Source organism: Leptothrix mechoopdaensis (SeqCode), from assembly GCF_053893855.1.
Genome location: NZ_CM132699.1, coordinates 1,295,473 through 1,320,424, shown reverse-complemented (window position 1 = coordinate 1,320,424; position 24,952 = coordinate 1,295,473). Strand labels below are relative to the sequence as shown.

Annotated in this window: 22 protein-coding genes; 11 read left to right on the top strand and 11 right to left on the bottom strand. The window is 70.3% G+C overall.

The annotated features are described in order from the left end of the window. The first annotated feature begins 71 nt into the window (after positions 1–71). The gene (locus ACWA7K_RS06010) at positions 72–374 is read left to right on the top strand and encodes a hypothetical protein (protein WP_456166625.1); all 303 of its coding nucleotides are present in this window, start codon (positions 72–74) and stop codon (positions 372–374) included. 36 nt (positions 375–410) lie between these two features. On the opposite strand, the gene parC is transcribed toward ACWA7K_RS06010, so the two are convergent. The 5 genes from parC to ACWA7K_RS05985 all read right to left on the bottom strand — a co-directional run bounded on the left by parC (position 411) and on the right by ACWA7K_RS05985 (position 7,849). Next, a complete protein-coding gene (gene parC / locus ACWA7K_RS06005) occupies positions 411–2,741 on the bottom strand; it encodes a DNA topoisomerase IV subunit A (RefSeq protein ID WP_456166623.1) in 2,331 nt (776 codons plus the stop codon). A gap of 76 nt (positions 2,742–2,817) precedes the next feature. Beyond that, positions 2,818–3,348, bottom strand: coding sequence for a hypothetical protein (locus tag ACWA7K_RS06000; protein WP_456166621.1), 531 nt, complete (start codon positions 3,346–3,348; stop codon positions 2,818–2,820). 35 nt (positions 3,349–3,383) lie between these two features. Beyond that, on the bottom strand, positions 3,384–4,298 hold the full coding sequence (locus ACWA7K_RS05995) for a hypothetical protein (protein ID WP_456166619.1): 915 nt from the start codon (positions 4,296–4,298) through the stop codon (positions 3,384–3,386). 263 nt (positions 4,299–4,561) lie between these two features. Beyond that, on the bottom strand, positions 4,562–5,482 hold the full coding sequence (locus ACWA7K_RS05990; RefSeq protein WP_456166617.1) for a DUF4347 domain-containing protein: 921 nt from the start codon (positions 5,480–5,482) through the stop codon (positions 4,562–4,564). A 387-nt stretch (positions 5,483–5,869) separates the two neighbouring features. Then, positions 5,870–7,849 carry a DNA topoisomerase IV subunit B gene (locus tag ACWA7K_RS05985; protein ID WP_456166615.1) on the bottom strand — a complete coding sequence of 660 codons (1,980 nt, stop codon included), beginning with the start codon at positions 7,847–7,849 and terminating at the stop codon, positions 5,870–5,872. Positions 7,850–8,004: 155 nt separating this feature from the next. Between ACWA7K_RS05985 and ACWA7K_RS05980 the strand changes: the two genes are divergently transcribed. From ACWA7K_RS05980 to bamC, 6 genes are all read left to right on the top strand, one after another. Further along, complete coding sequence (locus ACWA7K_RS05980) at positions 8,005–8,724, top strand: hypothetical protein (RefSeq protein WP_456166613.1); 720 nt, start codon at positions 8,005–8,007, stop codon at positions 8,722–8,724. 52 nt (positions 8,725–8,776) lie between these two features. After that, positions 8,777–10,003: an MFS transporter gene (locus ACWA7K_RS05975; protein WP_456166611.1), complete on the top strand. Its 1,227-nt coding sequence runs from the start codon at positions 8,777–8,779 to the stop codon at positions 10,001–10,003. Continuing rightward, positions 10,000–10,176 carry a hypothetical protein gene (locus tag ACWA7K_RS05970; RefSeq protein ID WP_456166609.1) on the top strand — a complete coding sequence of 59 codons (177 nt, stop codon included), beginning with the start codon at positions 10,000–10,002 and terminating at the stop codon, positions 10,174–10,176. The genes ACWA7K_RS05975 and ACWA7K_RS05970 overlap by 4 nt, the downstream gene beginning before the upstream one ends. Before the next feature lie 2 nt (positions 10,177–10,178). Next, the gene (locus tag ACWA7K_RS05965; protein WP_456168695.1) at positions 10,179–10,712 is read left to right on the top strand and encodes a class I SAM-dependent methyltransferase; all 534 of its coding nucleotides are present in this window, start codon (positions 10,179–10,181) and stop codon (positions 10,710–10,712) included. A gap of 85 nt (positions 10,713–10,797) precedes the next feature. After that, a complete protein-coding gene (gene dapA / locus ACWA7K_RS05960) occupies positions 10,798–11,679 on the top strand; it encodes a 4-hydroxy-tetrahydrodipicolinate synthase (RefSeq protein ID WP_456166607.1) in 882 nt (293 codons plus the stop codon). A gap of 3 nt (positions 11,680–11,682) precedes the next feature. Continuing rightward, the gene (gene bamC / locus ACWA7K_RS05955) at positions 11,683–12,909 is read left to right on the top strand and encodes an outer membrane protein assembly factor BamC (RefSeq protein ID WP_456210387.1); all 1,227 of its coding nucleotides are present in this window, start codon (positions 11,683–11,685) and stop codon (positions 12,907–12,909) included. Positions 12,910–13,014: 105 nt separating this feature from the next. Here the strand turns inward: bamC and ACWA7K_RS05950 are convergent, their stop codons facing one another. Together ACWA7K_RS05950 and ACWA7K_RS05945 are read right to left on the bottom strand one after the other, a co-directional pair. Then, positions 13,015–13,197 carry a hypothetical protein gene (locus tag ACWA7K_RS05950; protein WP_130480235.1) on the bottom strand — a complete coding sequence of 61 codons (183 nt, stop codon included), beginning with the start codon at positions 13,195–13,197 and terminating at the stop codon, positions 13,015–13,017. Positions 13,198–13,493: 296 nt separating this feature from the next. Continuing rightward, entirely contained in the window at positions 13,494–14,705 is a 1,212-nt protein-coding gene (locus tag ACWA7K_RS05945) for a JmjC domain-containing protein (protein WP_456166603.1), read from the bottom strand. A gap of 46 nt (positions 14,706–14,751) precedes the next feature. Between ACWA7K_RS05945 and ACWA7K_RS05940 the strand changes: the two genes are divergently transcribed. Then, positions 14,752–15,273 (top strand): FKBP-type peptidyl-prolyl cis-trans isomerase, encoded by a 522-nt coding sequence (locus tag ACWA7K_RS05940; protein ID WP_456166601.1) that lies wholly within the window; start codon positions 14,752–14,754, stop codon positions 15,271–15,273. A gap of 7 nt (positions 15,274–15,280) precedes the next feature. Here ACWA7K_RS05940 and dut read toward each other — a convergent pair whose 3' ends face one another. Together dut and coaBC are read right to left on the bottom strand one after the other, a co-directional pair. Next, positions 15,281–15,745: a dUTP diphosphatase gene (dut, locus tag ACWA7K_RS05935; RefSeq protein WP_456166599.1), complete on the bottom strand. Its 465-nt coding sequence runs from the start codon at positions 15,743–15,745 to the stop codon at positions 15,281–15,283. A 22-nt stretch (positions 15,746–15,767) separates the two neighbouring features. Continuing rightward, the gene (coaBC, locus tag ACWA7K_RS05930) at positions 15,768–17,039 is read right to left on the bottom strand and encodes a bifunctional phosphopantothenoylcysteine decarboxylase/phosphopantothenate--cysteine ligase CoaBC (RefSeq protein ID WP_456166597.1); all 1,272 of its coding nucleotides are present in this window, start codon (positions 17,037–17,039) and stop codon (positions 15,768–15,770) included. A 157-nt stretch (positions 17,040–17,196) separates the two neighbouring features. On the opposite strand from coaBC, the gene ACWA7K_RS05925 reads away from it, so the two are divergent. Then, the gene (locus ACWA7K_RS05925; protein ID WP_456166595.1) at positions 17,197–19,500 is read left to right on the top strand and encodes a TonB-dependent receptor plug domain-containing protein; all 2,304 of its coding nucleotides are present in this window, start codon (positions 17,197–17,199) and stop codon (positions 19,498–19,500) included. A gap of 6 nt (positions 19,501–19,506) precedes the next feature. Here ACWA7K_RS05925 and ACWA7K_RS05920 read toward each other — a convergent pair whose 3' ends face one another. Continuing rightward, a complete protein-coding gene (locus ACWA7K_RS05920; RefSeq protein ID WP_456166593.1) occupies positions 19,507–20,709 on the bottom strand; it encodes an ammonium transporter in 1,203 nt (400 codons plus the stop codon). Positions 20,710–21,129: 420 nt separating this feature from the next. Here ACWA7K_RS05920 and ACWA7K_RS05915 point away from each other — a divergent pair, with 420 nt between their 5' ends. Further along, entirely contained in the window at positions 21,130–22,599 is a 1,470-nt protein-coding gene (locus ACWA7K_RS05915; RefSeq protein WP_456166591.1) for a DEAD/DEAH box helicase, read from the top strand. A 69-nt stretch (positions 22,600–22,668) separates the two neighbouring features. On the opposite strand, the gene ACWA7K_RS05910 is transcribed toward ACWA7K_RS05915, so the two are convergent. Further along, positions 22,669–23,277: a GNAT family N-acetyltransferase gene (locus ACWA7K_RS05910; RefSeq protein ID WP_456166589.1), complete on the bottom strand. Its 609-nt coding sequence runs from the start codon at positions 23,275–23,277 to the stop codon at positions 22,669–22,671. 292 nt (positions 23,278–23,569) lie between these two features. On the opposite strand from ACWA7K_RS05910, the gene ACWA7K_RS05905 reads away from it, so the two are divergent. Further along, the gene (locus ACWA7K_RS05905) at positions 23,570–24,952 is read left to right on the top strand and encodes an MBL fold metallo-hydrolase RNA specificity domain-containing protein (RefSeq protein WP_456166587.1); all 1,383 of its coding nucleotides are present in this window, start codon (positions 23,570–23,572) and stop codon (positions 24,950–24,952) included.

Sequence of the window (24,952 nt, the reverse complement as noted above, 5' to 3'; positions counted from 1 at the left end):
TGGCGGGCAGAACCCAAGGCAGACCGCCCTGGGTCCTGCTCCCCGCACCCTGTCTTCCCAGGAGGCTCACGATGGACCCGCGCCCGAACCCGAATTCGCCGACCGACCGGCACGAAGGCTGGGACACCTGGTTGCACCAGCAGCAACGCTACTGGCACGAATGGATGGAGGCGGGCCAGCTCTGGCTGTCCTGGTGGGTCTCGACGCTGCCGCCGGTGAACTGGCCGCCAGCCGGTCAGGTGCTGCCGCCCGAACTGCCGCGCGCCGGTGCAGTCCCGCCGGTCGACACCGCCACGAACACGCGCCCGGCGGCGGTCACCCCGAAGGCCGCGCCGGCCCGCAAGCCACGCGCGGCGGCGCAGCGTCACCACTGAGTCACGGACGCGGCTGCGGCCGCGCCCCGGCGTGACTCAGAGCGCCTGGATCGCCTGGACCTTCAGACGGCCGGACCAGTCCTTGCCCTTGCGCGCCCGCTTGTTGGCGTAGGGCTGCAGCGCGACGGTGCGCAGGTCCTCGTCACGCGCCTGGCCGTTGCGGCCGATCACGGTGATGCGCACGCCGGCCGCATAGGTCGTCGCGCCGGCCAGCGCGTCGCCGTCCTCCAGCGACATCAGCATCAGCCCGCGGCCCCCGCCGGGCTGGTGCTTCAGGTCGTCCAGCGCGAAGGTCAGCAGCGCGCCCTTGACGCTCAGGCAGGCCACCTGGCGGTGGTCGGCCTGCACACGCACGGGCGAGAGCCAGGTCTCGCCGGCTTCGAGCGTCAGGAAGGCCTTGCCGCCCTTGTTGCGCCCGGTCATGTCGCCGACCTTGGCCAGCAGGCCGGTCGCGCCGCTGTGCGCGATCAGCAGCGTCGTGTCGGCCGCCGCAGCCAGGTAGTGCAGCGGCTGCGTGCCGGCCTCCAGCTCGATCAGGCTGGTGATGGGCACGCCGTCGCCACGTGCGCCCGGCAGCTGGCTGACCGGCACCGAATAGACCCGGCCGTTGCTGCCCATGACGATCAGCGGATCGACCGTGCGGCATTCGAAGGTGCCGTACAGCGCGTCGCCGGCCTTGAACGCGAAGCCGCCGGGCTCGTGGCCGTGGCCGGTGCGCGCGCGCACCCAGCCCTTCTGGCTGACGACGACCGTGACCGGCTCGTCGATCACCTTGACCTCGGCGACGGCCTTCTTCTCGGCCTGGATCAGCGTGCGGCGCTCGTCGCCGTGGGCCTTCGCGTCGGCCTCGATCTCGCGGATCAGCACGCGCTTGAGCGAGCCCGGGTTGGCGAGGATGTCCGACAGCTTGGCTTCCTCGCCGCGCAGCTCGGCCAGTTCCTGCTCGATCTTGATGCCCTCCAGCCGCGCCAGCTGGCGCAGCCGGATCTCGAGGATGTCCTCGGCCTGGCGGTCGCTCAGGCTGAAGCGGGCGATCAGCGCGGGCTTGGGCTCGTCGCTCTCGCGGATCAGGCGGATCACCTCGTCGATGTTGAGCAGCACCAGCTGCCGGCCTTCGAGCACGTGGATGCGGTCGCGCACACGGCCCAGCCGGTGTTCGGTGCGGCGGCGCACCGTCGTCTGGCGGAAGCCGACCCACTCGGTCAGGATCTGGCGCAGGCTCTTTTGGGTCGGCCGGCCGTCGGCGCCGACCATCGTCAGGTTGATCGGCGCGGAGCTTTCCAGGCTGGTGTGCGCCAGCAGCGTGGTGATCAGCTCCTGCTGGCTGACGGTGCGGCTGCGCGGCTCGAACACCAGGCGCACCGGCGCGTCCTTGCTGGACTCGTCGCGCACGCCGTCGAGCACCGCCAGCAGCGTCGTCTTGAGCTGCAGCTGCTCGGCGCCAAGCGCCTTCTTGCCGGCCTTGATCTTCGGGTTGCTGAGTTCCTCGATTTCCTCGAGCACCTTCTGGCTGCTGGTGCCCGGCGGCAGTTCGGTGACGATCAGCTGCCACTGGCCACGCGCCAGGTCCTCGATCTTCCAGCGCGCGCGCACCTTCAGCGAGCCGCGCCCGGTGCGGTAGGCCTCGCGGATGTCGGCCGGGCTGCTGATGATCTGGCCGCCGCCGGGGTAGTCCGGGCCGGGCAGCAGCTCGGCCAGCGCGTCGTCGCCCAAGGCCTCGTCGCGGATCAGCGCGACGGCGGCGGCGGCGACCTCGCGCAGGTTGTGGCTGGGCACCTCGGTGGCCATGCCGACCGCGATGCCGGAGGCGCCGTTGAGCAGCACGAAGGGCAGCCGCGCCGGCAGCTGGCGAGGCTCCTCGGTCGAGCCGTCGTAGTTGGGCACGTAGTCGACGGTGCCCTCGTCGATCTCGTCGAGCAGCAGGCGCGAGATCGGCGTCAGCCGCGCTTCGGTGTAGCGCATCGCCGCTGCGCCATCGCCGTCACGCGAGCCGAAGTTGCCCTGGCCGTCGATCAGCGGGTAGCGCAGGCTGAAGTCCTGCGCCATGCGCACCAGCGCGTCGTAGGCGGCGGTGTCGCCGTGCGGGTGGTAGCGGCCCAGCACGTCGCCGACGACGCGGGCGCTCTTGACAGGCTTGGCACCGGCGTTGCCGGAGAAGGCCAGCCCCATGCGCTGCATCGCGTAGAGGATGCGGCGCTGCACCGGCTTCTGGCCGTCGCAGACATCGGGCAGGGCCCGGCCCTTGACGACACTGAGCGCGTATTCGAGGTAGGCCCGCTCGGCGTAGTGGGCAAGCGTGAGGGCGTCGGCGTCGCTGCCCGGGGCGGGCGGCGGCGGCGGCGCGAAGTCCATCGGAGTCTGTTGCATCGTCCCGCGAGGTCGGCCCGTGTGCCTTGCGGCCGGGTCAAGCTTGAAAGGCGCGGGATCTTAGCGTCGCCCCGTGTCAGCCCTGCAGCGAGCCCTGCAGGCGGAAGGCGCGCTCGGCGGCCAGCTGTTCCTGCAGGTTCTGGCGCTCGCGCTCGTGCTGGCCCAGCGCCTGCGCCAGCTCGGCGCGGCCGGAGGCCACCTGCTTGCGCAGCATCTCGATCTCCTCGCGATGCTTCTGGCGCTCGGTCATCAGCGCGCGGCGCACGCCCTCGGCCTTGGCCAGGTCGCCGTTGACGCGCATCAGCATCTGGCTGAGTTCGCGGATCTGGCGGTCGCGCTCGTTGATGCGCGCCTGCATGCCGGCGGCGTCGGCGGTGGTCTTGTCGAGCGCGACGTTGGCCTCCCAGCGCGCCGCCTCCAGCGCGGCCAGCGCGGCGTCGTTCTCGGCGCTGACGCTGTAGAGCTGCTCGGTGTGACGGAACTCGAGCTCCATCCGGGTCGCCTCGGTGCGCGCCACCCAGAAGCGCCGCGCCACCGAGACGCCGATCAGCACGCCCAGCACGGCGGCGAGCAGCAGGAAGATCCAGAGTTGGGCCAGCAGGAACATGGTCGTGACCTAGGTGATGGGTTGCGTTGGGGGGCTCAGCGCGCCGACAGGGACGCGAGCCGGAATTCGACACGGTTGCGCGACGCCGGACGCGGCACCGGGCGGGGCGCGACCTGCGGCGCGCTGGCCTCGGCCAGCACGGCGGAGGCGGCCACCGAGGCGTCGGAAGCGGCCAGCGCCGCGGCACTCGCGGCGGCATTCGCCTGGACGATGGCCGACTCGATCGCCTCGGGCTGCTGCGCGACCGCCTCGATCTGGCGCGCCGGCACGCCCTCGACCATCAGCGCCGCCGCGATCACCGCCGCGCGGCGTTCGCCCAGGCTGACGTCACCACGACGCGGGCCGATGCCGTCCAGCGGCGCCTCGACCACGAGCCGCCAGTCCTTGCACTGCATCGCCAGCGCAGCCAGCTGCTGCACCACCACGCCGGTGCCACGTTCGAGCGTCGCCATGCCGGGACGGAAGCGCAGCGGGCGGGTCTCCTGGACGGTCTGGAAGGCCTTCAGGCAGGCGGCCATCGACGGGCCACGCACGGGGGTCTTGTCGGCGACCCGGCCGGCACCCGGCGGCGCCAGCTCGGCCAGCAGATCGACCTCGGGCTCGGGCGGCGGCGGCGGCGCGGTCGGCCGCGGCGGCAGGACCTCGTTGACCTGGGTGCGGTCCTCGAGCCGCCAGAACACGCCCGGCACGCCGGCATAGGGCTCGGTGACCTCGCGGGCGACATCCATCAGCGCGGTCCGGCTGGCCGGGTTCGGCGCCGTGCCGACCAGCACGCCGATGCTGTCGTTCACCTTCAGGCGCGCCCAGCCGTGACCGGCATCGGCCAGTGCCTGGTTGATGCGGCCTTCGGCCAGCTGGCGCAGCGCGTCGGGCCGGCCCTGGCCGTGCGCGAACACCGCCCAGCCCAGCACCGCGACGCCCATTGCACACAGCACGACGTCCCACCCCACCGCTCGCCCCGTTCGGGCTCTTTCCACGATCTTCTACCCCGCTGCTTGTTCAGTTCCGGAACCGCTTTTCCACTCGGGAGCGGCGCCGCAACAAAATGTAGTGTCATCCGACACGTTTGCCGGCACCGCAAACGCTTGCGACCCGCAGGCGCGGGGGCCGTCGGCCGTGATGCTTCACCGGTTTGCAGGATCAAGACGCCGAGACCGCCGGCGCGGATGCGGACACGCCACATCCACGCCGTCCGGAAGGCGCGCCCGACGCCTCAGACCGCGAACGGCTGGTCGGCCACCAGGATCGATGTCGCCGCGATCGACGTCACCCCCGTCAGCGTGGCAAACCGCACCGCACCCGCACCGCCTGCCCCGTCGGCGTCGTAGTACAGCGCGCCGGTCGAGGTGTTGAAGATCACGTGGTCGTTGGCATCCCCGGCCGTGACGACGCCCGCGCCCTGGCGCAGCATCGTCGCGTCGAGCGTGACGTTGTGCAGGCCGATGCCGGCGAACACGGCGGCGTCCAGCACCAGCCGGTCACCGCTGCTGAAGTCGCTGATCGTGTCGACGTTGTCGTTGCCGGCCAGGCCGATCAGGGTGTCGTTGCCGGCCAGGCCGACGATCGTGTCATCCCCCGCCGTACCCTGCAGCAGGTTGGCCTGCGCGTCGCCCTGGATGACCAGCGCGTGTGCATAGGCCCGCAGGTCGAGGGTCGGCGGCAGGGGCAGGGACGCATCGCTGGCGGCGGGCAGGTGACGGGCGTCGAAACGCACGGGCGTGAAATTGCCGTTGACCTGGCGGGAGGCCGCCACGGCAACGCCGGTCGCCTCGGACAGCACGCGGACGAACTCGTCACCGGAATCGCCCTGGCCGATCTCGCAGCCATACAGCAGGATCTGGCCGTCCTGGGCCAGCGCCTGGCCGATGCCGGTCCACGCCATCGGGTCGCGGCGCACGGCCTCCGCATCGATGACGTCGCCGCCGAGCCGCAGGCAACCCGGCGCGCCGTGCGAGACGATCTGCAGCGATGTCAGGTCGGCCAGGCTCGCCGCGGCGATCCAGACCTGCTCGATACCCGGCGAACCGGTGTCGAGCATCACGATCACGCTGTTCAGCGGCAAGCTGCCGAGGAATTGCCACGGTTCCTGCACCGCACGGTCAACACACACCAGATGGCGAATGGCCTCGTTCATGCTCACGCTCCCGAAAAGAATGACAAACGATTCTTCGGGCAACGCCGCAACCGAGGCAGGTAATCGCCTGCAATCTCTGCGTGGAATCCCCCTCGAATCAGCCGGAGGTATCGACCCGAAAAGCCGATCGCCCCTCTATGACAATGATTCTTATGAGGATTTAATATGTACGACACCCCGCAATCGGGGGTGTCGGGTGATTTTTTTCAGACGGAGACCGCTACTTCGTTCAGCCAGTCAAATCCATGTTTGAAGAAACAAGGTTTCCCTGATTTGTCTTCCCAGACATACCTGAGTGAAGACCGGGAATCCAGAAGAGGTTTTATCTCAAACCCACCCGGATCTACCCAAACAAACTGGCCAAGCCCTGAAACGGTCAAACCCGGGTCAGATATCCACCTCGACGCTGTCGCCGTGCAGTTCCATCAACGCACGCCGGGAGGCGGCTTCGCCCTTGCCCATCAGCTTGTCCATCGCCTCGACCGTGGCGCCGAAGTCGACCGAGCCCCAGTCGACCCGCAGCAGTCGGCGGGTGTCGGGGTTGAGGGTGGTTTCCCAGAGCTGCTCGGCGTTCATCTCGCCCAGGCCCTTGAAGCGGCTGATGGTCCAGCTGCCCTCGCGGGCGCCTTCCTTGCGCAGCTTGTCGAGCGTGGCCTGCAGTTCGCCCTCGTCGAGCGCGTAGAGCTTGACCGCCGGCTTGCGGCCACGCGCCGGGGCGTCGATGCGGAACAGCGGTGGCTTGGCCACGAAGATGTGGCCGGTCTCGATCAGCTTGGGGAAGTGGCGGAAGAACAGCGTCAGCAGCAGCACCTGGATGTGCGAGCCGTCGACGTCGGCGTCGCTGAGGATGCAGACCTTGCCGTAGCGCAGCCCGCTCAGGTCGGGCTGGTCGTCGGGGCCGTGCGGGTCGACGCCGATGGCCACGGCGATGTCGTGGATCTCGGTGTTGGCGAACAGGCGGTCACGTTCGACCTCCCACGAGTTCAGCACCTTGCCGCGCAGCGGCAGCACGGCCTGGGTCTCCTTGTCGCGGCCCATCTTGGCGCTGCCGCCGGCCGAGTCGCCCTCGACCAGGAAGACCTCGTTGAGGCTCAGGTCGCGGCTCTCGCAGTCGGTCAGCTTGCCCGGCAGCACGGCCACGCCGGAGCCCTTGCGCTTCTCGACCTTCTGGCCGGCGCGCTGGCGGGCCTGGGCCTGGCGGATCACCAACTCGGCCAGCTTCTTGCCGTGTTCGACGTGCTGGTTCAGCCACAGCTCGAAGGCCGGTCGCACGAAGGCGGTGACCAGCCGCAGCGCGTCGCGGCTGTTCAGGCGTTCCTTGGTCTGGCCCTGGAACTGCGGGTCCAGCACCTTGGCCGACAGCACGAAGCTGGCGCGGCCGAAGACGTCGTCGGGCATCAGCTTGACGCCCTTGGGGCACAGCGCGTGCAGCTCGACGAAGCCCTTGACGGCCTGGAACAGACCGTCCTTCAGGCCGGCCTCGTGGGTGCCACCGGCCACCGTCGGGATCAGGTTGACGTAGCTCTCGCGCAGGTTGGTGCCGTCCTCGCAGAAGGCGACGCTCCAGGCGGCGCCCTCGCCTTCGGCGAAGTTCTCGGTCTCGCCGGAACCGGCGTACTGCTCGCCCTCGAACGGCGGGATCAGCGCGTCGCTGGCCAGGTTCTGGCGCAGGTAGTCGCCCAGGCCGCCCTGGTACAGCCAGGTCTGCGTCTCGCCGGTCTTCTCGGTCGTCAGCGTGACGGTCACGCCGGGCATCAGCACGGCCTTGCTGCGCAGCAGGTGGACCAGCTCGTGGCGCGGCAGCTCGGCGCTCTCGAAGTATTTCGGATCGGGCCAGACGCGTACCGAGGTGCCGCTGCGCCGTTCGCCGCTGACCATCGGCCGGATCTGCAGCGGCTCGATCACGTCGCCGCCGGAGAACACCAGCGTGGCGACCTGCTTCTCGCGGTGGACCTGCACCTGCAGCCGCGTCGACAGCGCGTTGGTGACGCTGACGCCCACGCCGTGCAGGCCGCCCGAGAAGCTGTAGGCGCCGCCGGAGCCCTTGTCGAACTTGCCGCCGGCATGCAGCCGCGTGAAGACGATCTCGACCACCGGCACCTGTTCTTCGGGGTGCAGGCCCACGGGGATGCCGCGGCCGTCGTCGTCGACGCTGATCGAGCCGTCGGCATGCAGGGTCAGGGCGATGCGCTTGCCGTGGCCGGCCAGGGCCTCGTCGGCGGCGTTGTCGATGACCTCCTGGACAATGTGCAGGGGGTTGTCGGTGCGGGTGTACATGCCCGGTCGCTGCTTGACCGGCTCTAGGCCCTTGAGGACGCGGATGGAGGCCTCGCCATAGGCGGGACTGGACTTCGGTGAGGTCGACATGGCGGCGGATTCTAGGCAGCCACCCCAACCGGCCCGGCCGCGCCGGGCTGTCACGCCAGGACACATTCCCGCGCCCGGCCCGAGGCTTCGGTTGTCGGCCGGGTGCTAGCCTTCGGCCGTTTTGTGCACTCGCAGCAAACCTGAAAGGAAGTCCCATGCAAGCTCGTCTGAAGTTCATCGCCGGCGTCACCCTGCTGGCCTGCGGCGCGGCCCACGCGGCCGACATCAACGCCATCGGCAGCCTGAGCCAGAGCCAGTTCCGCCAGCTCAGCGAGGACCTCGGCGCGGCCGTGTCCTACAAGGCCATGACGCCGGCCGAGGGCCTGGGCCTGATCGGCTTCGACATCGGCATCGGCATGACCGGCACCAAGCTCGAGAACACCGCCGCGCTGACAGCCGCCGCCGGCGGTTCGAGCGTGCCGTCGACGCTGCCGCTGGTCAGCGTGCGGGCGGTCAAGGGCCTGCCGTTCGGCGTCGACGTCGGCGTGGCGCTGGGCAGCGTGCCGGGCAGCAACGTGCGCACCCGTGGCGGCGAACTGCGCTGGGCCTTCGTCGGCGGCGGCATGCTGACGCCGGCCATCGCGGTGCGTGCGGCCATCAACAACCTGGCCGGCGTCAACCAGCTGAACGTCGACACGACCAGCCTCGACGTCTCGATCTCCAAGGGCTTCGTGATGTTCACGCCCTATGCCGGCATCGGCACCGTCCAGGTCCGGACCTCCGCGCCCGGCACGGCGCTGGCCGGCGAGCGCTTCACGCAGCAGAAGGTGTTCGGCGGCGTGAACATCAACCTCGGCCTGATGAACCTGGCGCTCGAGACCGACAAGACCGGCAAGGCCGCGAGCTACGGCGCCAAGGTCGGCCTTCGCTTCTGAGCGTCCGGTCACGTCGCCCGCGCGCCGGGGCCGCTTTGGCTACAGTGCGCGGATGTCGTCACACCAAGCCGTTGCCGCCCCCCGCCTGTCGATGCAGCAGGTGCTGCTGTGCGGGGCCCTGATCGTCACGCTGTCGATGGGCATCCGCCACGGCTTCGGCCTGTGGCTGGGGCCGATCACCACCGAGCGTGGCTGGACCCGCGAGACCTTCGCCTTCGCGCTGGCGATCCAGAACCTGGCCTGGGGCGTCTCCGGCCCGATCGCCGGCATGCTGGCCGACCGCTACGGCGCCCTGCGCGTGCTGATCGGCGGCAGCGTGCTGTACGCCGCCGGCCTGGTGCTGATGGCGCTGGCGACCAACGGCCTGGCCTTCACCGGCAGCGCCGGCCTGATGATCGGCATCGCGCAGTCGGGCTGCACCTATGCCGTCGTCTACGGCGTGATCGGCCGCCAGATCGACCCGTCGCGGCGCTCGTGGGCGATGGGCGTGGCCGCTGCAGCCGGCTCGTTCGGCCAGTTCCTGATGGTGCCGGTCGAGAACTTCCTGATCTCCAGCCTGGGCTGGCAGCAGGCGCTGTTCGTGCTGGGGATGCTGGCGCTGGTGATCGTCCCGCTGGCCTGGGGCCTGAAGGAGCCGCCGGCCGCCAGCCCGGGCAACACCGTGCAGCAGAGCATCGGCGCGGCCCTGCGCGAGGCCTTCGGCTACCGCAGCTTCCAGCTGCTGATGGCCGGCTACTTCGTCTGCGGCTTCCAGGTCGTCTTCATCGGCGTCCACATGCCGAGCTACCTGAAGGACCACGGCCTGGCGCCCGAGGTGGCGACCGGCGCGCTGGCACTGATCGGCCTGTTCAACGTCTTCGGCACCTACGCGGCCGGGGCGCTGGGCCAGAAACTCGCCAAGCGGCACATCCTCGCGACGATCTACGGCCTGCGTTCCGTGGCGATCGTGATCTTTCTGAACGTGCCGCTGACGCCGATCAGCGTCTACATCTTCTCGGCCGTGATGGGCGTGTTGTGGCTGTCGACCGTGCCACCGACCAACGCGATCGTGGCCCAGGTCTTCGGCGTGCGCTACCTGTCGATGCTGGGCGGCTTCGTGTTCTTCAGCCACCAGATCGGCTCCTTCATGGGCGTCTGGCTGGGTGGCCGTCTGTACGACAGCACCGGCAGCTACGACGTGGTCTGGTGGATCGCGGTGGCGCTGGGCATCTTCGCCGCGCTGGTGAACCTGCCGGTGCGGGAGACGGCCATCGCGCGCCCGACGGCGGTGCCGGCATGAACCCGCTCGATCACCTGCCGCCGCAACCCGATCCGGTGCCGGGACTGCCGCGCTGGCTCAAGCGGACGATGGCCGGTCTGGCCATCGCCGGCGTGCTGGCCGCCGTCGGCCTGAGTTACCTGCGCACGGAGATGGTGGTCGACCTGGCCAACCGCCTCTGGGCCTGTTTCTGATGATGCCCGCCCCGTCCGATTGGGTGCTGCGCCACACCCGCGACCTGGCGCCCGGCCGCACCGTGCTGGACCTGGCCTGCGGCAGCGGCCGGCATGTGCGCTGGCTGGCCGGACAAGGGCACCAAGTCACGGCACTGGACCGCGATGCGGCGGCGCTGGCGACGCTGGCCGGCATCGCCGCCGAACGCATCGAGGCCGACATCGAGGCCGGCCCCTGGCCGCTGGCGGATCGCCGCTTCGACCTGGTGGTGGTGACGAACTACCTGTGGCGGCCGCTGTTGCCGGCCATCACGGCCTGCGTCGCGCCGGGCGGCCGGCTGGTCTACGAGACCTTCGCGCTGGGCCACGAACAGTTCGGTCGACCGAGCCGGCCGGACTTCCTGCTGCGCCCGGGCGAACTGCTCGGCCTGGCGGACACGCAACTGCAGGTCGGCGCCTACGAGGACGGCCTGCTCGACGAGCCGCTGCGGCGGGTCCAGCGCGTCGTGCTCGACCGTGTCGGCGCGGACGGCACCCGGTCCGTTCTGCGGCTCTGACACGACACACGCCCACCCCCGCCCGAGCCGTCAGGCTCGTGTGAACCCGGCCGCTAGAATCGCCGGCTCGCAAGGAAACCCGCCCATGAATCCGATTGTTGGCAGCATCGTCGCGCTCGTGACGCCGATGCAAGAAGACGGCAGCGTCGACTATCCCGCTCTGCGCCGCCTGATCGACTGGCACATCGCCGAAGGCACCGCCTGCATCGGCGTGGTCGGCACCACCGGCGAGTCACCGACGGTGTCGGTCGACGAGCACTGCGAAATCATCCGCGTGGCCGTCGAACAGACGGCTGGCCGCGTGCCGGTGATGGCCGGCGCCGGTGGCAACTCCACCCGCGAGGCGATCGAGCTGGCGAAGTTCGCCAAGTCGGTCGGCGCCGACTGCACGCTCAGCGTCGTGCCCTACTACAACAAGCCTTCGCAGGAAGGCATCTACCAGCACTTCCGCGCGATCGCCGAGGCGGTCGACATCCCGACGGTGCTCTACAACGTGCCCGGCCGGACCGTTGCGGACATGCAGCCCGAGACCACGCTGCGGGTCGCCCGCCTGCCCGGCGTCATCGGCGTCAAGGAAGCGACCGGCAACATCGAGCGCGCCTGCTGGCTGATCAAGCAGGCCCCGAAGGGCTTCTCGATCTACTCCGGCGATGACGGCACCGCGATCGCGCTGATGCTGCTCGGCGGCCACGGCAACGTCAGCGTCACGGCCAACGTCGCGCCGCGCGCGATGGCCGACCTGTGCCGCGCGGCGGTCGCGGGTGATGCCCGCACCGCCACCGAGATCCACTTCAAGCTGCTGGGCCTGCACAAGCTGCTGTTCGCCGAGCCCAACCCGACGCCGGTCAAGTGGGCGATGGCCCGCATGGGCCTGTGCGGCGGCGCGCTGCGCCTGCCGATGGTCCCGATGAGCGCGAACCTCGAGGCCGGTCTCGAACAGGCCATGCGCGAAGCCGGCCTGATCTGACCGATGACGATGACGATCTCCCGCTCGAACACGACCCGCAAGATCCCGCTGGCCGCGCCGCTGCTGGCCTTGCTGGCCGCCCAAGGTCTGGCCGGCTGCCAGGCCATCTCCAACACCTTCGGCAGCGCCAAGGTCGACTACCAGTCGAACGCGCAGGCGCCGGGCACGCTGTCGGTGCCGCCCGACCTGACGCAGCTGTCGAGCGATCCGCGCTACCAGCCGCCCACCGGCGCCCCGATCAGCGCCAACGCGCTGCAGGGCGCTGCCCAGGCCGCCGCCGCAAGGCCGGCGACCACGGCGCCGTCGGCGGCGGCAGCGCCGGTGGTGGCGCCGTCGGGCGATGCCTCGCTGCGCATCGAGCGCATCGGCAACCAGCGCTGGCTCGTCAGCAAGCAGACGCCCGAGCAGCTCTGGCCGCGTCTGCAGGAGTACTGGCGCAGCAACGGCTACACGCTGACGACCGACAAGCCCGAGCTCGGCCTGATCGAGACCGACTGGAAGCAGAACCGCGCCAAGCTGCCGCAGGAAGGCCTGAGCCGTCTGCTGGCCAAGGCTTTCGACGGCCTGTCCGACAGCGGCGAGCGCGATCGCTACCGCATGCTGGTGGAACGCAGCAGCCAGGGCACCGAGATCTCGATCTCGCACACCGGCGCCTCGCAGGTCGTGGCCGCCGACAACCGGACCTCGGCGAACCTGGTGCGCTGGCAGACCCGGCCGTCCGATCCGAGCCTGGAAGCCGAGATGCTGGCCCGCCTGATGCTGGCGCTGGCCCCGGCCACCGCGAACGCCGCGCCCACCCCTGCCGCACTCGCGGATGCCACCAAGACCGTGACGTCGGCACCGGCCAGCCCGGCGCGCGCGCGCTTCGAAGGCGCGGCGGGTTCGACGACGCTGCAGCTCGACGACGGCTTCGATCGCGCCTGGCGTCGTGTCGGCCTGGCGCTGGACCGCAGCGGCTTCACCGTCGAGGACCGTGACCGCAGCCAGGGCACCTACTTCGTCCGCTACATCGACCCGAAGCTGGCCGGCGCCGAAGCCCCGAACCTGCTGTCGCGGCTGTTCGGCAAGGACAAGCCCGAGGCCACCGGCCGCCGCTACCGCGTCAAGGTCGTGGCGCAGGGCAACAGCGCGAGCACGGTGGCGGTGCTGGAATCCGAAGGTGCCACCGCACGGCCGGGCGATGAATCGGCCCGCAACATCGCCCAGTTGCTGCTGAACGAACTGCGCTGAGCGACCGACCGCCCACGAAGAAGCCACCCTCGGGTGGCTTCTTGCTTTGGTACGGGCGAAAAAAAGCCGCCCGAAGGCGGCTTGCACTGACTTGACTGAAGAGGATCAGTTCGAAGCAGCGGAAGCAGCCGGGGCAGCGGCTTCGGAGGCGGCGGGCGCAGCAGCCGGAGCCGAAGCTTCAGCGGCGGGAGCAGCGGCCGGCGCGGCCGGGGCGGCTTCTTCCTTCTTGCCGCACGCGGCCAGGGCAGCGGCAGCGATCAGGGCGGCCATCAGGAGCGACTTGTTCATGCTTGTGTCCTCAGACAGTAGATTGCAGTGGTGACAATGCGGGATCGATCTTGGCTTGAGGGCGTACAGCACGCGCCAACAGCTTCGGACCAGGTCGGATACGAAAATTCAAAATGAATTCGCGTCCAGCCCGCGATGATACATGGTCAACCCGGTTGACAAGCTGACCCGAGAGGCATACCCGGTCAAAAAGTTCCCAGTTGACAGTCAGGGTTATCGCTGATCCATGTATTGGCATGGGTGCAGCGTTGTGTTGAAGGCGCACGCAAGCGGTGCGCCCTCGAACCTCCAACCCATCAGACCGGCAGCAACCAGCCATCCTCGACCCACTGGGTCAGCAACTCCTGCAGCGCCGGGCTGGCCTTGGCGACGGTGGCGGCGTCCAGCACGCGGGCGTCGGCCAGCTGATGCAGGGTGCGGGCGTCTCGTCCGGCGGCACGCCAGGACTCGCCGTTGCAGTAGACGCGCAGGTCGTCATAGAGCAGGCAGGTGCGCGGATCCAGTCGCACGCCGCAGCCTTCCGGCAGTGTGCGGCCCGGGTCGAAGCTGATCTGCGCCTTCGGCTCGCTGAGGTACTCGCCGAGCGCCTGCGCCAGCGCGCCGGGCTGCGCGAGGGCCCGCGTCAGCGCCGCCTGCGCATAGTCGTGCAGCTCGGCGGGGACGCGGCCGGGCGTCGCGGTGGCGGCCTGCCCCGGGTCGCGGTAGACGGGCGGACGCGCGCCGGCATCGGCCTCGTCGTCGACCGCATCGGCGAGTCGAAGCAGCGTCTCGCGGGCGAGTTCGCTGCGCCCGGGCGACCGGAAGCCGACCGAACAGGTCATGCAGTCGCCGCCGACCGCGTCGCCGTCATGGGCCCAGCCCGGCGGCAGGTAAAGCATGTCGCCGGCCTCCAGCACCCATTCCTGTTCGGCCACGAAACCGTCGATGATCTTCAGCGGCAGACCCGGGCGGAGCTGCGCGTCGGGCATGCGGCCGATGCGCCAGCGACGCCGGCCCTGCACCTGGATCAGGAAGACGTCATAGGAATCGAAGTGCGGACCGACGCCGCCGCCGTCGCTGGCCCAGGACACCATCAGGTCGTCGAGCCGGGCCTGGGGCACGAAACGGAAGCGGTTGAGGATGTCCTCGGCCGCCGGCACATGCAGGTTCAGGCCCTGCACCAGCACGGTCCAGCCGGCGCGGGTGGCCGGCGGCAAGGCACGGCGCGGCATCGGGCCGCGGCGCAGGTGCCAGGCTTCCTGGCCGGGTTCGCCTTCGCGGCGGATCAGGCGCGATTCAACGTCGTCGCGTTCGACCAGCGCGAAGAGCTCGGTGCGCGACAGGGGCGGCTGCACGCCCGGCAGCGCCTGGCGGACCAGCAAAGGCTTGCGCTGCCAGTGGCGGCGCATGAAGGCATCGGCGCTCAGGCCGCCCAGCAGGGCGCCGGGCTGGTCCAGCGGGGTGACGGCGGCATCGGGATGCGGGCGCTGGGCGGCCGCTGCGGAGGTCTGGGTGGGCTTCTTGGGCATGGCACGGATTCTGCCGGGCGCCATCACGCATGCGATGATTCCCGCCATGCTCATCACCGCACCCTGCGTCGTCAGCCTGAGCTGGCGACTTGAAGACGCCCACGGCAACCTGATCGACCACCTCGACGAACCGGTCGAGTTCTTCTACGGCGGCGACGACCTGCTCGCCAAGGTCGAGGAAGTGATCGCCGGACAAGGCGCCGGCTTCGAGGCCACGCTGCACCTGGAGCCCGAACACGCCTTTGGCGAGTACGACGCCAACCTGGTGTTCTTCGAGGCCCGCAACATCTTTCCCGAGGCCATCGCCACCGGCATGCAGTTCGAGGGCCCGCCCGAGGGCAGCCAGACGCCCGACCTGCCGCGTGACGTGATCTACACCGTCACCGAGGTCTACGACAGCCACGTCGTGCTGGACGGCAACCACGCGCTGGCCGGCATCGCGCTGGTGCTGCAGCTCAAGGTCATCGACGTGCGCGAGGCCACCGACGAGGAAGCCAGCCAGCGCAGCGTCGACAAGGACGGCCTCAGCCTGCTGAGCCTGGCGCCGGCCAGCCAGCACCTGCACTGAGGGCGCCTCAGCCGCGCCCGGTCGAGCCGAAACCGCCCGTGCCGCGTTCGGTGGCGCTGAAGTCGTCGACCTCGCGGAACGCGGCCTGCACCACCGGCACGATCACCAGCTGGGCGATGCGCTCCATCGGCGTGATCGTGTAGGCCGTGGCGCTGCGGTTCCAGGCGCTGACCATCAGCGGGCCCTGGTAGTCGCTGTCGATCAGGCCGACCAGGTTGCCCAGCACCAACCCGTGTTTGTGGCCCAGCCCGGAGCGCGGCAGGATGACCGCCGCCAGCCCCGGGTCGCCGATGTGGATCGCCATGCCGGTGGGGATCAGCACGCTGGCGCCGGGTGCCAGTTCGAGCGGCGCGTCGACGCAGGCGCGCAGGTCCAGGCCGGCCGAGCCGGGTGTCGCGTAGGCGGGCAGGTTCGCCGACAGGTTCTCGCGCAGGCGCGCGTCGAGGATCTTGAAGTCGATGCAGGTCGTCATGGGCCGGGTACCGGGAGATGTCTCAGGAACGGCGCGACAGCCGGGCCGCGATCTCGCGCACCAGCTCGCGCGCCAGCGCCAGCTTGTCGAGCGGACGACCATCGGCCGGCAGCGGCTGTTCGCCTTCCGCATCGACCAGCAGCAGCGCGTTGTCGTCGCGGCCGAAGGTGGCCGGACCGAGGTTGCCGACGATCAGCGGCACCTTCTTGCGCACCAGCTTCTCGCGCGCATGCAGCGCCAGCTTCTCGCTCTCGGCGGCGAAGCCGACGCAATACGGCGGCTGCGGCAGCGCGGCCACCGCGGCCAGGATGTCGGCGTTCTCGGTCAGCTCGAAGGTCGGGGCGACCTTCTTGCCGTCCTTCTTGATCTTGTGCTGGCTCAGCGCCGCCGGACGCCAGTCCGCCACCGCTGCGGTGGCCACGAAGACATCGTGCTGCGCGGCGGCCGGCAGCACGACGTCGTGCATCTGGTTGGCCGACCGGACATCGATGCGGCGCACGCCGCGCGGCGTGTCCAGGTGGACCGGGCCGGCGACCAGCGTCACGGCCGCACCGGCCTCGCGGGCCGCCCGGGCAATCGCGAAACCCATCTTGCCGCTCGACAGGTTGGTGATGCCGCGCACCGGGTCGATCGCCTCGAAGGTCGGGCCGGCGGTGATCAGCACCGACACGCCCGCCAGCGGCTTGGGCGACAAGGCGGCGATCAGCTCCTCGACGATCTGCGGCGCCTCCAGCATCCGGCCGTCGCCGACCTCGCCGCAAGCCTGCTCGCCAGCCTCCACGCCCAGCGCGATCGCACCGTCGGCGACGACCTGACGCAGGTTGCGCTGCGTCGCCGGGTGCGCCCACATCTCGCGGTTCATGGCCGGCGCGATGACCAGCGGGACGCGGTCGGCGCCACTGCCCCACGGACGCGCCAGGCAGGTCAGGCCGAGCAGGTCGTCGGCCCGGCCTTGCGCCAGCCGGGCGATGCAGTCGGCCGTGGCCGGAGCGACCAGGATCGCGTCGGCGCCACGCGTCAGGTTGATGTGCGGCATGCCGTTGGGCTCGCGGCCGTCCCAGATGTCGGTGGCGACCGGATGCCCGGACAGCGCCTGCATCGTCTCGGCGGTGATGAAGCGCTGCGCGCCTTCGGTCATCACGACGTGGACATCGGCACCGGCCTTGACCAGCAGGCGCAGCAGCTCGGCCGACTTGTAGCAGGCGATGCCGCCACTCAGGCCCAGCACGATGTGCCGGCCTTCGAGGTCGCGGCGGGTGGCGGGACGGGGATCGTGGTCGGGGGTCCGGGTCATGGGGCGCGAGTCTAAACGGGGCCATCGCGCGTGCTTCGGTTCCATCTGTCATGCAGGCCCGTCGCGGACGCGGCTGCAGGCATGCGGCCGCACCCGGACAATCGGCCGGTCCGCGATCCCATCCGAAGAAGACTCGAACCGAGACCCGTCAACCGACATGCCCACCTTGCCGCTCTCCCCTCGCCCGCTGGCCCTGCTGCTGGCCTCGGCCCTGCTGCCGGCCGGCGCCCTCGCCCAGAACAATCCGGCGCCAGCCCCTGCCTCACCGGCTGCCTCACCCGCTGCGGACACCGCGCGTCCTGCCGACGACGGCGTCGTGCAGCTCGAACGGGTGGAGATCACCGGCGCGGCGGTCGAGACCGCAATCCGCCGCGAGTCGACCGCCGCCAAGACCATCATCGGCCGCGACGAGCTCGACCGCTATGCCGACCAGAGCGTCGCCGAGGTCCTCAAGCGCCTGCCCGGCGTGACGCTGGGCGGCCGGCCCGGCCGGGGCGGCGCCGTGCGCATGCGCGGGCTGGGCAGCGGCTACACGCAGATCCTGATCAACGGCGAGCGCATGGGCGCGGGCATGTCGCTGGACGACCTGACGCCCGAACAGCTCGATCGCATCGAGGTGCTGCGCGCCCCGACCGCCGAGACCGGCGCGCAGGCGATCGCCGGCACCATCAACATCGTCCTGCGCGAGGACGTGCGCAAGCGCCTGAACAACATCAACCTGGGCGTGACCGACGAGGACAACCACCTGCACCCGAGCGCCAGCTGGAGCCGGGCCGATCAGGTCGGCGACCTCAGCTACAACCTCAACGCCCACCTGATGCGCAGCGACCGGCTGACCACCAGCCGCAGCACGACGCGCGAGACCAGCACGCCGCTGGCCGGTGGCGCCGAGACCGTCACGCTGGACCAGACCGACACCAGCGACAGCCGCGACTGGCGCAACGCCGCGCACCTGGGCGGCAGGCTGCAGTGGAAGCTCGGCCCGGCCGACACCTTATCGCTGTCGCCGTTCGCGATCCTGTCCAAGGGCGGCGGCGAGACCCGCGGCACGCGCCGCACCGACGCCGGCACGCCCGACTACGACGCCAGCGCGCAGCAGGCCGAACGCGAGTTCCGGCTGCTGCGCCTGAACGGCCAGTGGAACAGCCGCTTCGAGGGCGGCACCCGGCTGGAGGCGCGGGCCAGCACGAGCCGCTCCAACTTCGACGCCGACACCCGCCGCACCGAGTCGCTGGCCGGCGCCGACAACCGCCGCCAGCAGGACGTCAGCGCGATCGACGAACGCTGGTGGAGCACCGGCGGCAAGCTGACCCGCAACCTCGGCGGCGACCATCAGCTGGCGACCGGCTGGGAGTTCGAGCGCGGCCAGCGCGACGACAGCCGCAGCAGCGTCCAGACGCTGTTGCCTGCGGGCACGACCAGTTCGCTGCTGGCCGACTTCGGCGACAACCTCTCGGCGCGCACCACCCGCAGCGCGCTGTGGGCGCAGGACGAATGGGCCATCACCGGCCAGTGGGCTGTGCACGGCGGGCTGCGCTGGGAGGCCATCAACACCCGCAGCGACCTGTCGACCGGCACGGTCGACAACACCAGCCAGGTGCTGAGCCCGCTGCTGCACGCGATCTACCGCCTGGAGGAAGGTGGCCGTGACCAGATCCGCGCCAGCCTGACGCGCAGCTACCGCGCGCCGACGCTGCAGAACATCGCCGCGCGGCCGTCGATCAACAGCCGCTTCCCGGCCGCCGGCGCGAACACCGCGAGCAGCCCCGACCGGGCCGGCAACCCGGACATCCGGCCCGAGCTGGCGACCGGCCTGGACCTCGCCTTCGAGCGTTACCTGGACGGCGGCGGCGTGCTCAGCGCGAGCATCTTCCACCGCCGCATCCATGACCTGATCCGCAACCAGACGCAGCTGGAGAGCGTCAGCTGGTCGAGCGTGCCGCGTTACGTGTCGCGGCCGCAGAACGTCGGCAACGCGACGACCGAGGGCATCGAGCTGGAGGCCAAGTTCCGTCTCGACGAGGCGGTGGCCCAGGCCGCGCCGGTGGAGCTGCGCACCAACGGCTCGGTGTTCCGTTCGCGGGTGGACGGCATCGCCGGGCCCGACAACCGGCTCGACCAGCAGCCCGGCTGGACCGCCGGCCTCGGCGCCGACTACCGGCTGCGGCAGCTGCCGCTGACGCTGGGCGGCAACCTCGCGCTGACACCCGCCTACGCGGTGCAACAGTCGGCCACGCAGCGCAGCACGACCGACGCGCGCCGCGTGCTGGACGCCTATGCGCTGTGGCGCTTCAGCCCGGTCGCCCAGCTGCGCCTGTCGGCCAGCAACCTGCTGCCACGCGACGAGACCAGCACCACGACGGTCGCGTCGACCGATGCCGGCAACGCGATCCGGTCGACCACGACCAGCTTCGAGCCCAGCGAGACCAGCTGGAGCCTCAGGCTCGAACTGAAGATGTGAGGCCGATCACCAGTTGACGTCGCGGTCCGGGGTGGCGCCGATGCGGTGGATCGACAGGTCGGCGCCCTCGTATTCCTCTTCCTGGCTCAGGCGGATGCCGAAGAACTTGCGGATCAGGCCGTAGACCACCAGGCCGCCGGCCAGCGACCACACGATCGCCAGCAGCGTGCCGATCAGCTGGCTCATGAAGCTGACGCCGCCCAGGCCACCGAAGGCGTGCTGGCCGAAGATGCCGCAGGCGATTCCGCCCCAGGCGCCGCACAGGCCGTGCAGCGGCCAGACGCCCAGCACGTCGTCGATCTTCCAGCGGTTCTGGGTCAGGGTGAACAGCTGCACGAAGATCGCGCCGGCCACGCCGCCGACGATCAGCGCGCCGATCGGGTGCATCAGGTCCGAACCCGCGCAGACGGCCACCAGGCCGGCGAGCGGGCCGTTGTAGGCGAAGCCGGGGTCGTTGCGGCCCATCAGCACCGCCACCAGCGTGCCGCCGACCATCGCCATCAGCGAGTTGACGGCGACCAGACCGGACATCTTGTCCAGCGTCTGGGCGCTCATGACGTTGAAGCCGAACCAGCCGACCGTCAGGATCCACGCGCCCAGGGCCAGGAAGGGGATGCTCGACGGCGGATGTGCGCTCATCGCGCCGTCCTTGCGGTAGCGGTTGGACCGCGCGCCCAGCAGCAGCACGGCGGCCAGGCCGATCCAGCCCCCGACGGCATGCACGATGACGCTGCCGGCGAAGTCGTGGAAGTCGGCACCGAAGGTCGCGGCCAGCCAGTCCTGCAGGCCGAAGTGGCGGTTCCAGGCGACGCCTTCGGACAGCGGGTAGATGAAGGCCACGATCAGCGCGGTCGCCACCAGCTGCGGGCCGAAGCGGGCGCGTTCGGCAATGCCGCCCGAGACGATCGCCGGGATGGCCGCCGCAAAGGTCAGCAGGAAGAAGAACTTGACCAGCTCGTAGCCGTTCTTCTGTGCCAGCGTGTCGGCGCCGGTGAAGAAGTCGATGCCGTAGGCCACCGTGTAGCCGACGAAGAAATAGGCGATGGTCGAGACCGCGAAGTCGACCAGGATCTTGACCAGTGCATTGACCTGGTTCTTCTGGCGCACCGTGCCCAGCTCCAGGAACGCGAAGCCCGCGTGCATGGCCAGCACCATGATGGCGCCCAGCAGGATGAAGAGCGCGTCGGCGCCCGGGGGATTGGATGTCATGGCGATCTTGTCTGTGTCGGTCGGTGGGAAGCCGCACGGCCGGCGGGCCGCAAAGCGCACCAACATAGCAAGCACCGTACCCATGTCGGTGCCTCGCGCTGCGTCAAGGTGCAGGTCGTCCGGCAACGTCAGGGCATGCACCATCAGACGGCAGACAAGCCGGCGCGCCGCACCAATTCAGGCTTCACGCACCATTTCAGTTCACACGAAAGCGGCCCGGAGGCTCTCGCTCGGGATTCGATGCTGCAGCGCATCAAGCGCAACCCGCCAGCGCCTACAATCCCGTCCAGATGCAGCCACTCCAGTCTGGCCGCGTCGGTCACCTCCGACCTTCCTGCACCGATGGGCTCCACGACTGGCGCTTCCGCCTTGGAAGCCTGCAGCCCGTCGCCCCGCCACCGAGCGGGCAACCATCCCTCCATGAGTTTTGACGACCTGGGCCTGGCCCAGCCCATCCTGCGCGCCGTGCGCGAGGAAGGCTACGAGACGCCCACCCCCATCCAGCGCCAGGCGATCCCCGCCGTGCTGGCCGGTGGTGACCTGCTGGCCGGTGCGCAGACCGGCACCGGCAAGACCGCCGGTTTCACCCTGCCCCTGCTGCACCAGCTTGCCGCCGGCGAGCCGGTCAAGAACCGCAACGGCCGCCCGGCCATCCGCGCGCTGATCCTGACCCCCACCCGCGAACTCGCCGCCCAGGTCGAGGAAAGCGTGCGCACCTACGGCAAGTACCTGCAGCTCAGCAGCATGGTCATGTTCGGCGGTGTCGGCATGGGCCCGCAGGTCGACCGTCTGCGCCGTGGCGTCGACATCCTCGTCGCCACGCCGGGCCGCCTGCTGGACCACCACCAGCAAGGCACGCTGGACCTGGGCCAGGTCCAGTTCTTCGTGCTCGACGAAGCCGACCGCATGCTCGACATGGGCTTCATCCACGACATCAAGAAGGTGCTGGCGATCGTGCCGGCGAAGAAGCAGAGCCTGCTCTTCTCGGCCACCTTCAGCGACGAGATCAAGGCCTTGGCCGACCGGCTGCTGAACAAGCCCCAGGTCATCGAGGTCGCTCGCCGCAACACCACCGCCGAGACGATCGCCCAGCGCGTCATCCGCGTCGGTCGCGAGCGCAAGAAGGACCTGCTGGCCCACCTGATCCAGAGCCAGAACTGGCACCAGGTGCTGGTCTTCACGCGGATGAAACACGGCGCCAACCGCCTGTGCGAGTTCCTGAACAAGGCCGGCATCAGCGCGATGGCGATCCACGGCAACAAGAGCCAGGGCGCGCGCACCAAGGCGCTGGCCGAGTTCAAGACCGGTGACCTGACGGTGCTGGTGGCCACCGACATCGCGGCGCGCGGCATCGACATCGACCAGCTGCCGCACGTCATCAACTACGAGCTGCCCAACGTCCCCGAGGACTACGTGCACCGCATCGGCCGCACCGGCCGGGCCGGCGCGCAGGGTGAGGCGCTGTCGCTGGTCTGCGTCGACGAGGAAGGCTTCCTGGCCGACATCGAGAAGCTGATCAAGCGCAGCATCCCGAGCGAGACCGTCAAGGGCTACGAGCCCGATCCGGGCGAGCGCCCCGAGCCGATCCAGATCGGCCGCCGGACGCTGAACGGCGGACCGCAGCGGCGCGGTGGCGGCCCGTCGGGCGGTGGTGGCGGTGGCGGTGGTGGTGGTGGTGGCCGTCCGGCGGCGCGCCCGGCTGGCGGTGGTGGCCAGGGCAGCCAGGGCCGTCCGGCGCAGGCCGGCGCCCGGCCGCAGGGCTCGGGTGGTGGTGGTGGCGGCAATGGTGGTGGCGGTGGTGGTCGCCCCGCCCAAGGCCGTGGCCCCGGTTCGAACGGGCCGCGTGGCAGCGCACCGGCTGCGCTGAACCGCCCGAAGCCGACGCGCTGAGCCTTCGTCGCCTGACCATGAAAAAGACGCCCCTCGGGGCGTCTTTGCTTTTGGCGGCGCTGGAGCCGTTCAGTGCGATCGGGCGGTGCCGACCCAGGCGCCGTAGAGCGCCCGCACCGCCAGCCGCTGCAGGGTGGCCGGCGGCACGCGCGGGGCGTGTTCGCGGCGCAGTTCCCAGTCCGGCCACGTCGGCAAGGGGGCTCGGCGGACCCAGCGGACGTCACCCGACTGGGGGCGACGATCCGCGCGCTTCTGGGTCACATAACCCAGATGCTGAAAAAAGGCTTGCGTGTCGCGAGCTTCTGCCGGCAACTCCAGCTCCAGACTCGGCGCCCCGCAAGCACAGGCGACCTCTTCACAATAGTTCATCAACGCACGGGCGACACCCTGGCCGCGCGCAGCCGGCAGGACGCCCAGGGCGGATACCTCGGTGATCCGTTCACCCGGATGGACCTGCATCCGGACCAGGCCGACCAGGCCCATCGCGGTGAACGCGACGGCCAGCTTGTGGCGCTCGTCGCAGAGCCAGTGGCCGATGGTGGCCTCGTCGACATCGGGGAAGACCTGGGCGATCAGGCCCTGCAGGCGCGACCAGTCCCTGATCCGGGCCGCCCGCACCCGCACCGCCGCGCCAGGGGCGGGCAAGCCGGTGTCGGAAAAGGCCGGAAGCGCTGCCATGAATACCTCCAAATGGGGGATTGCACTGCTGAACTTTGTGCGATTGTTCACAACTGCAATGACCCGATCATGTCAGCTAGCGTCTTGTTACACCAGTCCGCCGACTGGGGGCTTTTCCCACGGTGTTGGCTTTCGTTCATCTTTGTCAATGACTTGTCCAAAGGGACTTGATCTGTGGCAAGCAAATCAATCGGCGTGATTTAGGCCAGATCAAGAGAGCGGCAGACCCGTCTGGCGCACCCGCGCAGCGTCGGCGATGCTCCATGTCACCCCGTCCCGACAGGAGCAGACCATGCAGGTGCAGATCCTCGGCGCCGCCGATTGCGTGACCGGTTCTCGCCACCTGGTGCGGGGTGCCGACGGCGCCAGCGTGTTGCTGGACTGCGGCCTGTTCCAGGGCTGGAAACCGCTGCGGGAACGCAACTGGCTGCCCCTGGGCATCGCGCCGGTCGCGCTGGACGCGGTCATCCTCAGCCACGCCCACCTCGACCACAGCGGCTGGCTGCCGGCGCTGGTGCGCGAGGGTTTTCGCGGCCGCATCTGGTGCAGTCCGGCCACGCGCGACCTGGCCGAGGTGCTGCTGCTCGATTCGGCGCACCTGCAGGAAGAGGACGCGCGGCGCGCCAACCGCGGCGGCTGGTCGCGCCACCTGCCGGCCCGGCCGCTCTACACCCGGCGCGATGCGGCCCGGGCGATCGAGCTGATGCGGCCGATCACGCCGGGCAAGGAGTTCACCCCCGCCAGTGGCCTGACCGCCCGCCTGACGCCGGCCGGCCACCTGCTCGGCGCCTGTTCGGTGACGCTGCGCGACCGCCTGCACACGCTGGTGTTCTCGGGCGACGTCGGCCGTGTCGACGACCTGCTGATGCGCGCGCCACAGACCGTGCCCGACTCGCCCGACCTGTTGCTGGTCGAAAGCACCTACGGCGACCGGCTGCACGACGACGTCGACCAGCAGGCCCGCCTTGGCGCGATCGTGCGCGAGACCGCCGGACGCGGCGGCAGCGTGCTGATGCCGACCTTCGCGGTCGGACGCGCCCAGGCGCTGATGCTGCTGCTGCAGCGCCTGCGCCGCAGTGGCGAGATCCCGGCGTCGCTGCCGATCTACCTCGACAGCCCGATGGCGCAGGCCGCCACGCGCATCCACCTGGCCCACGCCCGGCTGATGCGCCTGTCGCAGGCGGAATTGCGCACGCTGTGCGAGGGCGTCACCGCCGTCGAGGACGCGGCCGATTCACGCCGGCTGGCGCGCCGCAAGGGGCCGGCGGTGATCCTGTCGTCGAGCGGGATGGCCACCGGCGGCCGGGTGCTGACCCATCTGGCGGCGATGGCCCCGGAGCCACGCCACAGCATCGTCTTCCCCGGCTACCAGGTGGCCGGCAGCCGGGGCGGCCGGCTGGTCGACGGCGCGCGCGAGATCAAGGTGATGGGCCAGATCGTGCCGGTGCGCGCCGAGGTGCATCACCTGCGCGGCATGTCGGGCCATGCCGACGCGACCGGACTGATCGACTGGATGCGGCAGTTGCCCGGGGTTCCCCAGCAGGTGCTGGTGGTACACGGCGAACCGGCGGCGGCCGATGCGCTGAGGCTGCGCATCACGCGCGAACTGGGCTGGCCGGCGCGGGTGCCGCGCCCGGGCGAGACGGTGCCGCTGGCGGTGGCCGTCGACGGCTGA

What these genes read in the sequence shown, in the direction of transcription:
- coaBC (WP_456166597.1), bottom strand. Translation starts at nt 17,039, where the DNA reads ATGACCCGGACCCCCGACCACGATCCCCGTCCCGCCACCCGCCGCGAC.
- ACWA7K_RS05915 (WP_456166591.1), top strand. Translation starts at nt 21,130, where the DNA reads ATGAGTTTTGACGACCTGGGCCTGGCCCAGCCCATCCTGCGCGCCGTG.
- ACWA7K_RS06000 (WP_456166621.1), bottom strand. Translation starts at nt 3,348, where the DNA reads ATGTTCCTGCTGGCCCAACTCTGGATCTTCCTGCTGCTCGCCGCCGTG.
- ACWA7K_RS05920 (WP_456166593.1), bottom strand. Translation starts at nt 20,709, where the DNA reads ATGACATCCAATCCCCCGGGCGCCGACGCGCTCTTCATCCTGCTGGGC.
- ACWA7K_RS05985 (WP_456166615.1), bottom strand. Translation starts at nt 7,849, where the DNA reads ATGTCGACCTCACCGAAGTCCAGTCCCGCCTATGGCGAGGCCTCCATC.
- ACWA7K_RS06010 (WP_456166625.1), top strand. Translation starts at nt 72, where the DNA reads ATGGACCCGCGCCCGAACCCGAATTCGCCGACCGACCGGCACGAAGGC.
- ACWA7K_RS05965 (WP_456168695.1), top strand. Translation starts at nt 10,179, where the DNA reads ATGCCCGCCCCGTCCGATTGGGTGCTGCGCCACACCCGCGACCTGGCG.
- ACWA7K_RS05940 (WP_456166601.1), top strand. Translation starts at nt 14,752, where the DNA reads ATGCTCATCACCGCACCCTGCGTCGTCAGCCTGAGCTGGCGACTTGAA.
- ACWA7K_RS05925 (WP_456166595.1), top strand. Translation starts at nt 17,197, where the DNA reads ATGCCCACCTTGCCGCTCTCCCCTCGCCCGCTGGCCCTGCTGCTGGCC.
- ACWA7K_RS05950 (WP_130480235.1), bottom strand. Translation starts at nt 13,197, where the DNA reads ATGAACAAGTCGCTCCTGATGGCCGCCCTGATCGCTGCCGCTGCCCTG.
- ACWA7K_RS05905 (WP_456166587.1), top strand. Translation starts at nt 23,570, where the DNA reads ATGCAGGTGCAGATCCTCGGCGCCGCCGATTGCGTGACCGGTTCTCGC.
- dut (WP_456166599.1), bottom strand. Translation starts at nt 15,745, where the DNA reads ATGACGACCTGCATCGACTTCAAGATCCTCGACGCGCGCCTGCGCGAG.
- dapA (WP_456166607.1), top strand. Translation starts at nt 10,798, where the DNA reads ATGAATCCGATTGTTGGCAGCATCGTCGCGCTCGTGACGCCGATGCAA.
- ACWA7K_RS05975 (WP_456166611.1), top strand. Translation starts at nt 8,777, where the DNA reads ATGTCGTCACACCAAGCCGTTGCCGCCCCCCGCCTGTCGATGCAGCAG.
- ACWA7K_RS05990 (WP_456166617.1), bottom strand. Translation starts at nt 5,482, where the DNA reads ATGAACGAGGCCATTCGCCATCTGGTGTGTGTTGACCGTGCGGTGCAG.
- ACWA7K_RS05970 (WP_456166609.1), top strand. Translation starts at nt 10,000, where the DNA reads ATGAACCCGCTCGATCACCTGCCGCCGCAACCCGATCCGGTGCCGGGA.
- bamC (WP_456210387.1), top strand. Translation starts at nt 11,683, where the DNA reads ATGACGATGACGATCTCCCGCTCGAACACGACCCGCAAGATCCCGCTG.
- parC (WP_456166623.1), bottom strand. Translation starts at nt 2,741, where the DNA reads ATGCAACAGACTCCGATGGACTTCGCGCCGCCGCCGCCGCCCGCCCCG.
- ACWA7K_RS05910 (WP_456166589.1), bottom strand. Translation starts at nt 23,277, where the DNA reads ATGGCAGCGCTTCCGGCCTTTTCCGACACCGGCTTGCCCGCCCCTGGC.
- ACWA7K_RS05980 (WP_456166613.1), top strand. Translation starts at nt 8,005, where the DNA reads ATGCAAGCTCGTCTGAAGTTCATCGCCGGCGTCACCCTGCTGGCCTGC.
- ACWA7K_RS05945 (WP_456166603.1), bottom strand. Translation starts at nt 14,705, where the DNA reads ATGCCCAAGAAGCCCACCCAGACCTCCGCAGCGGCCGCCCAGCGCCCG.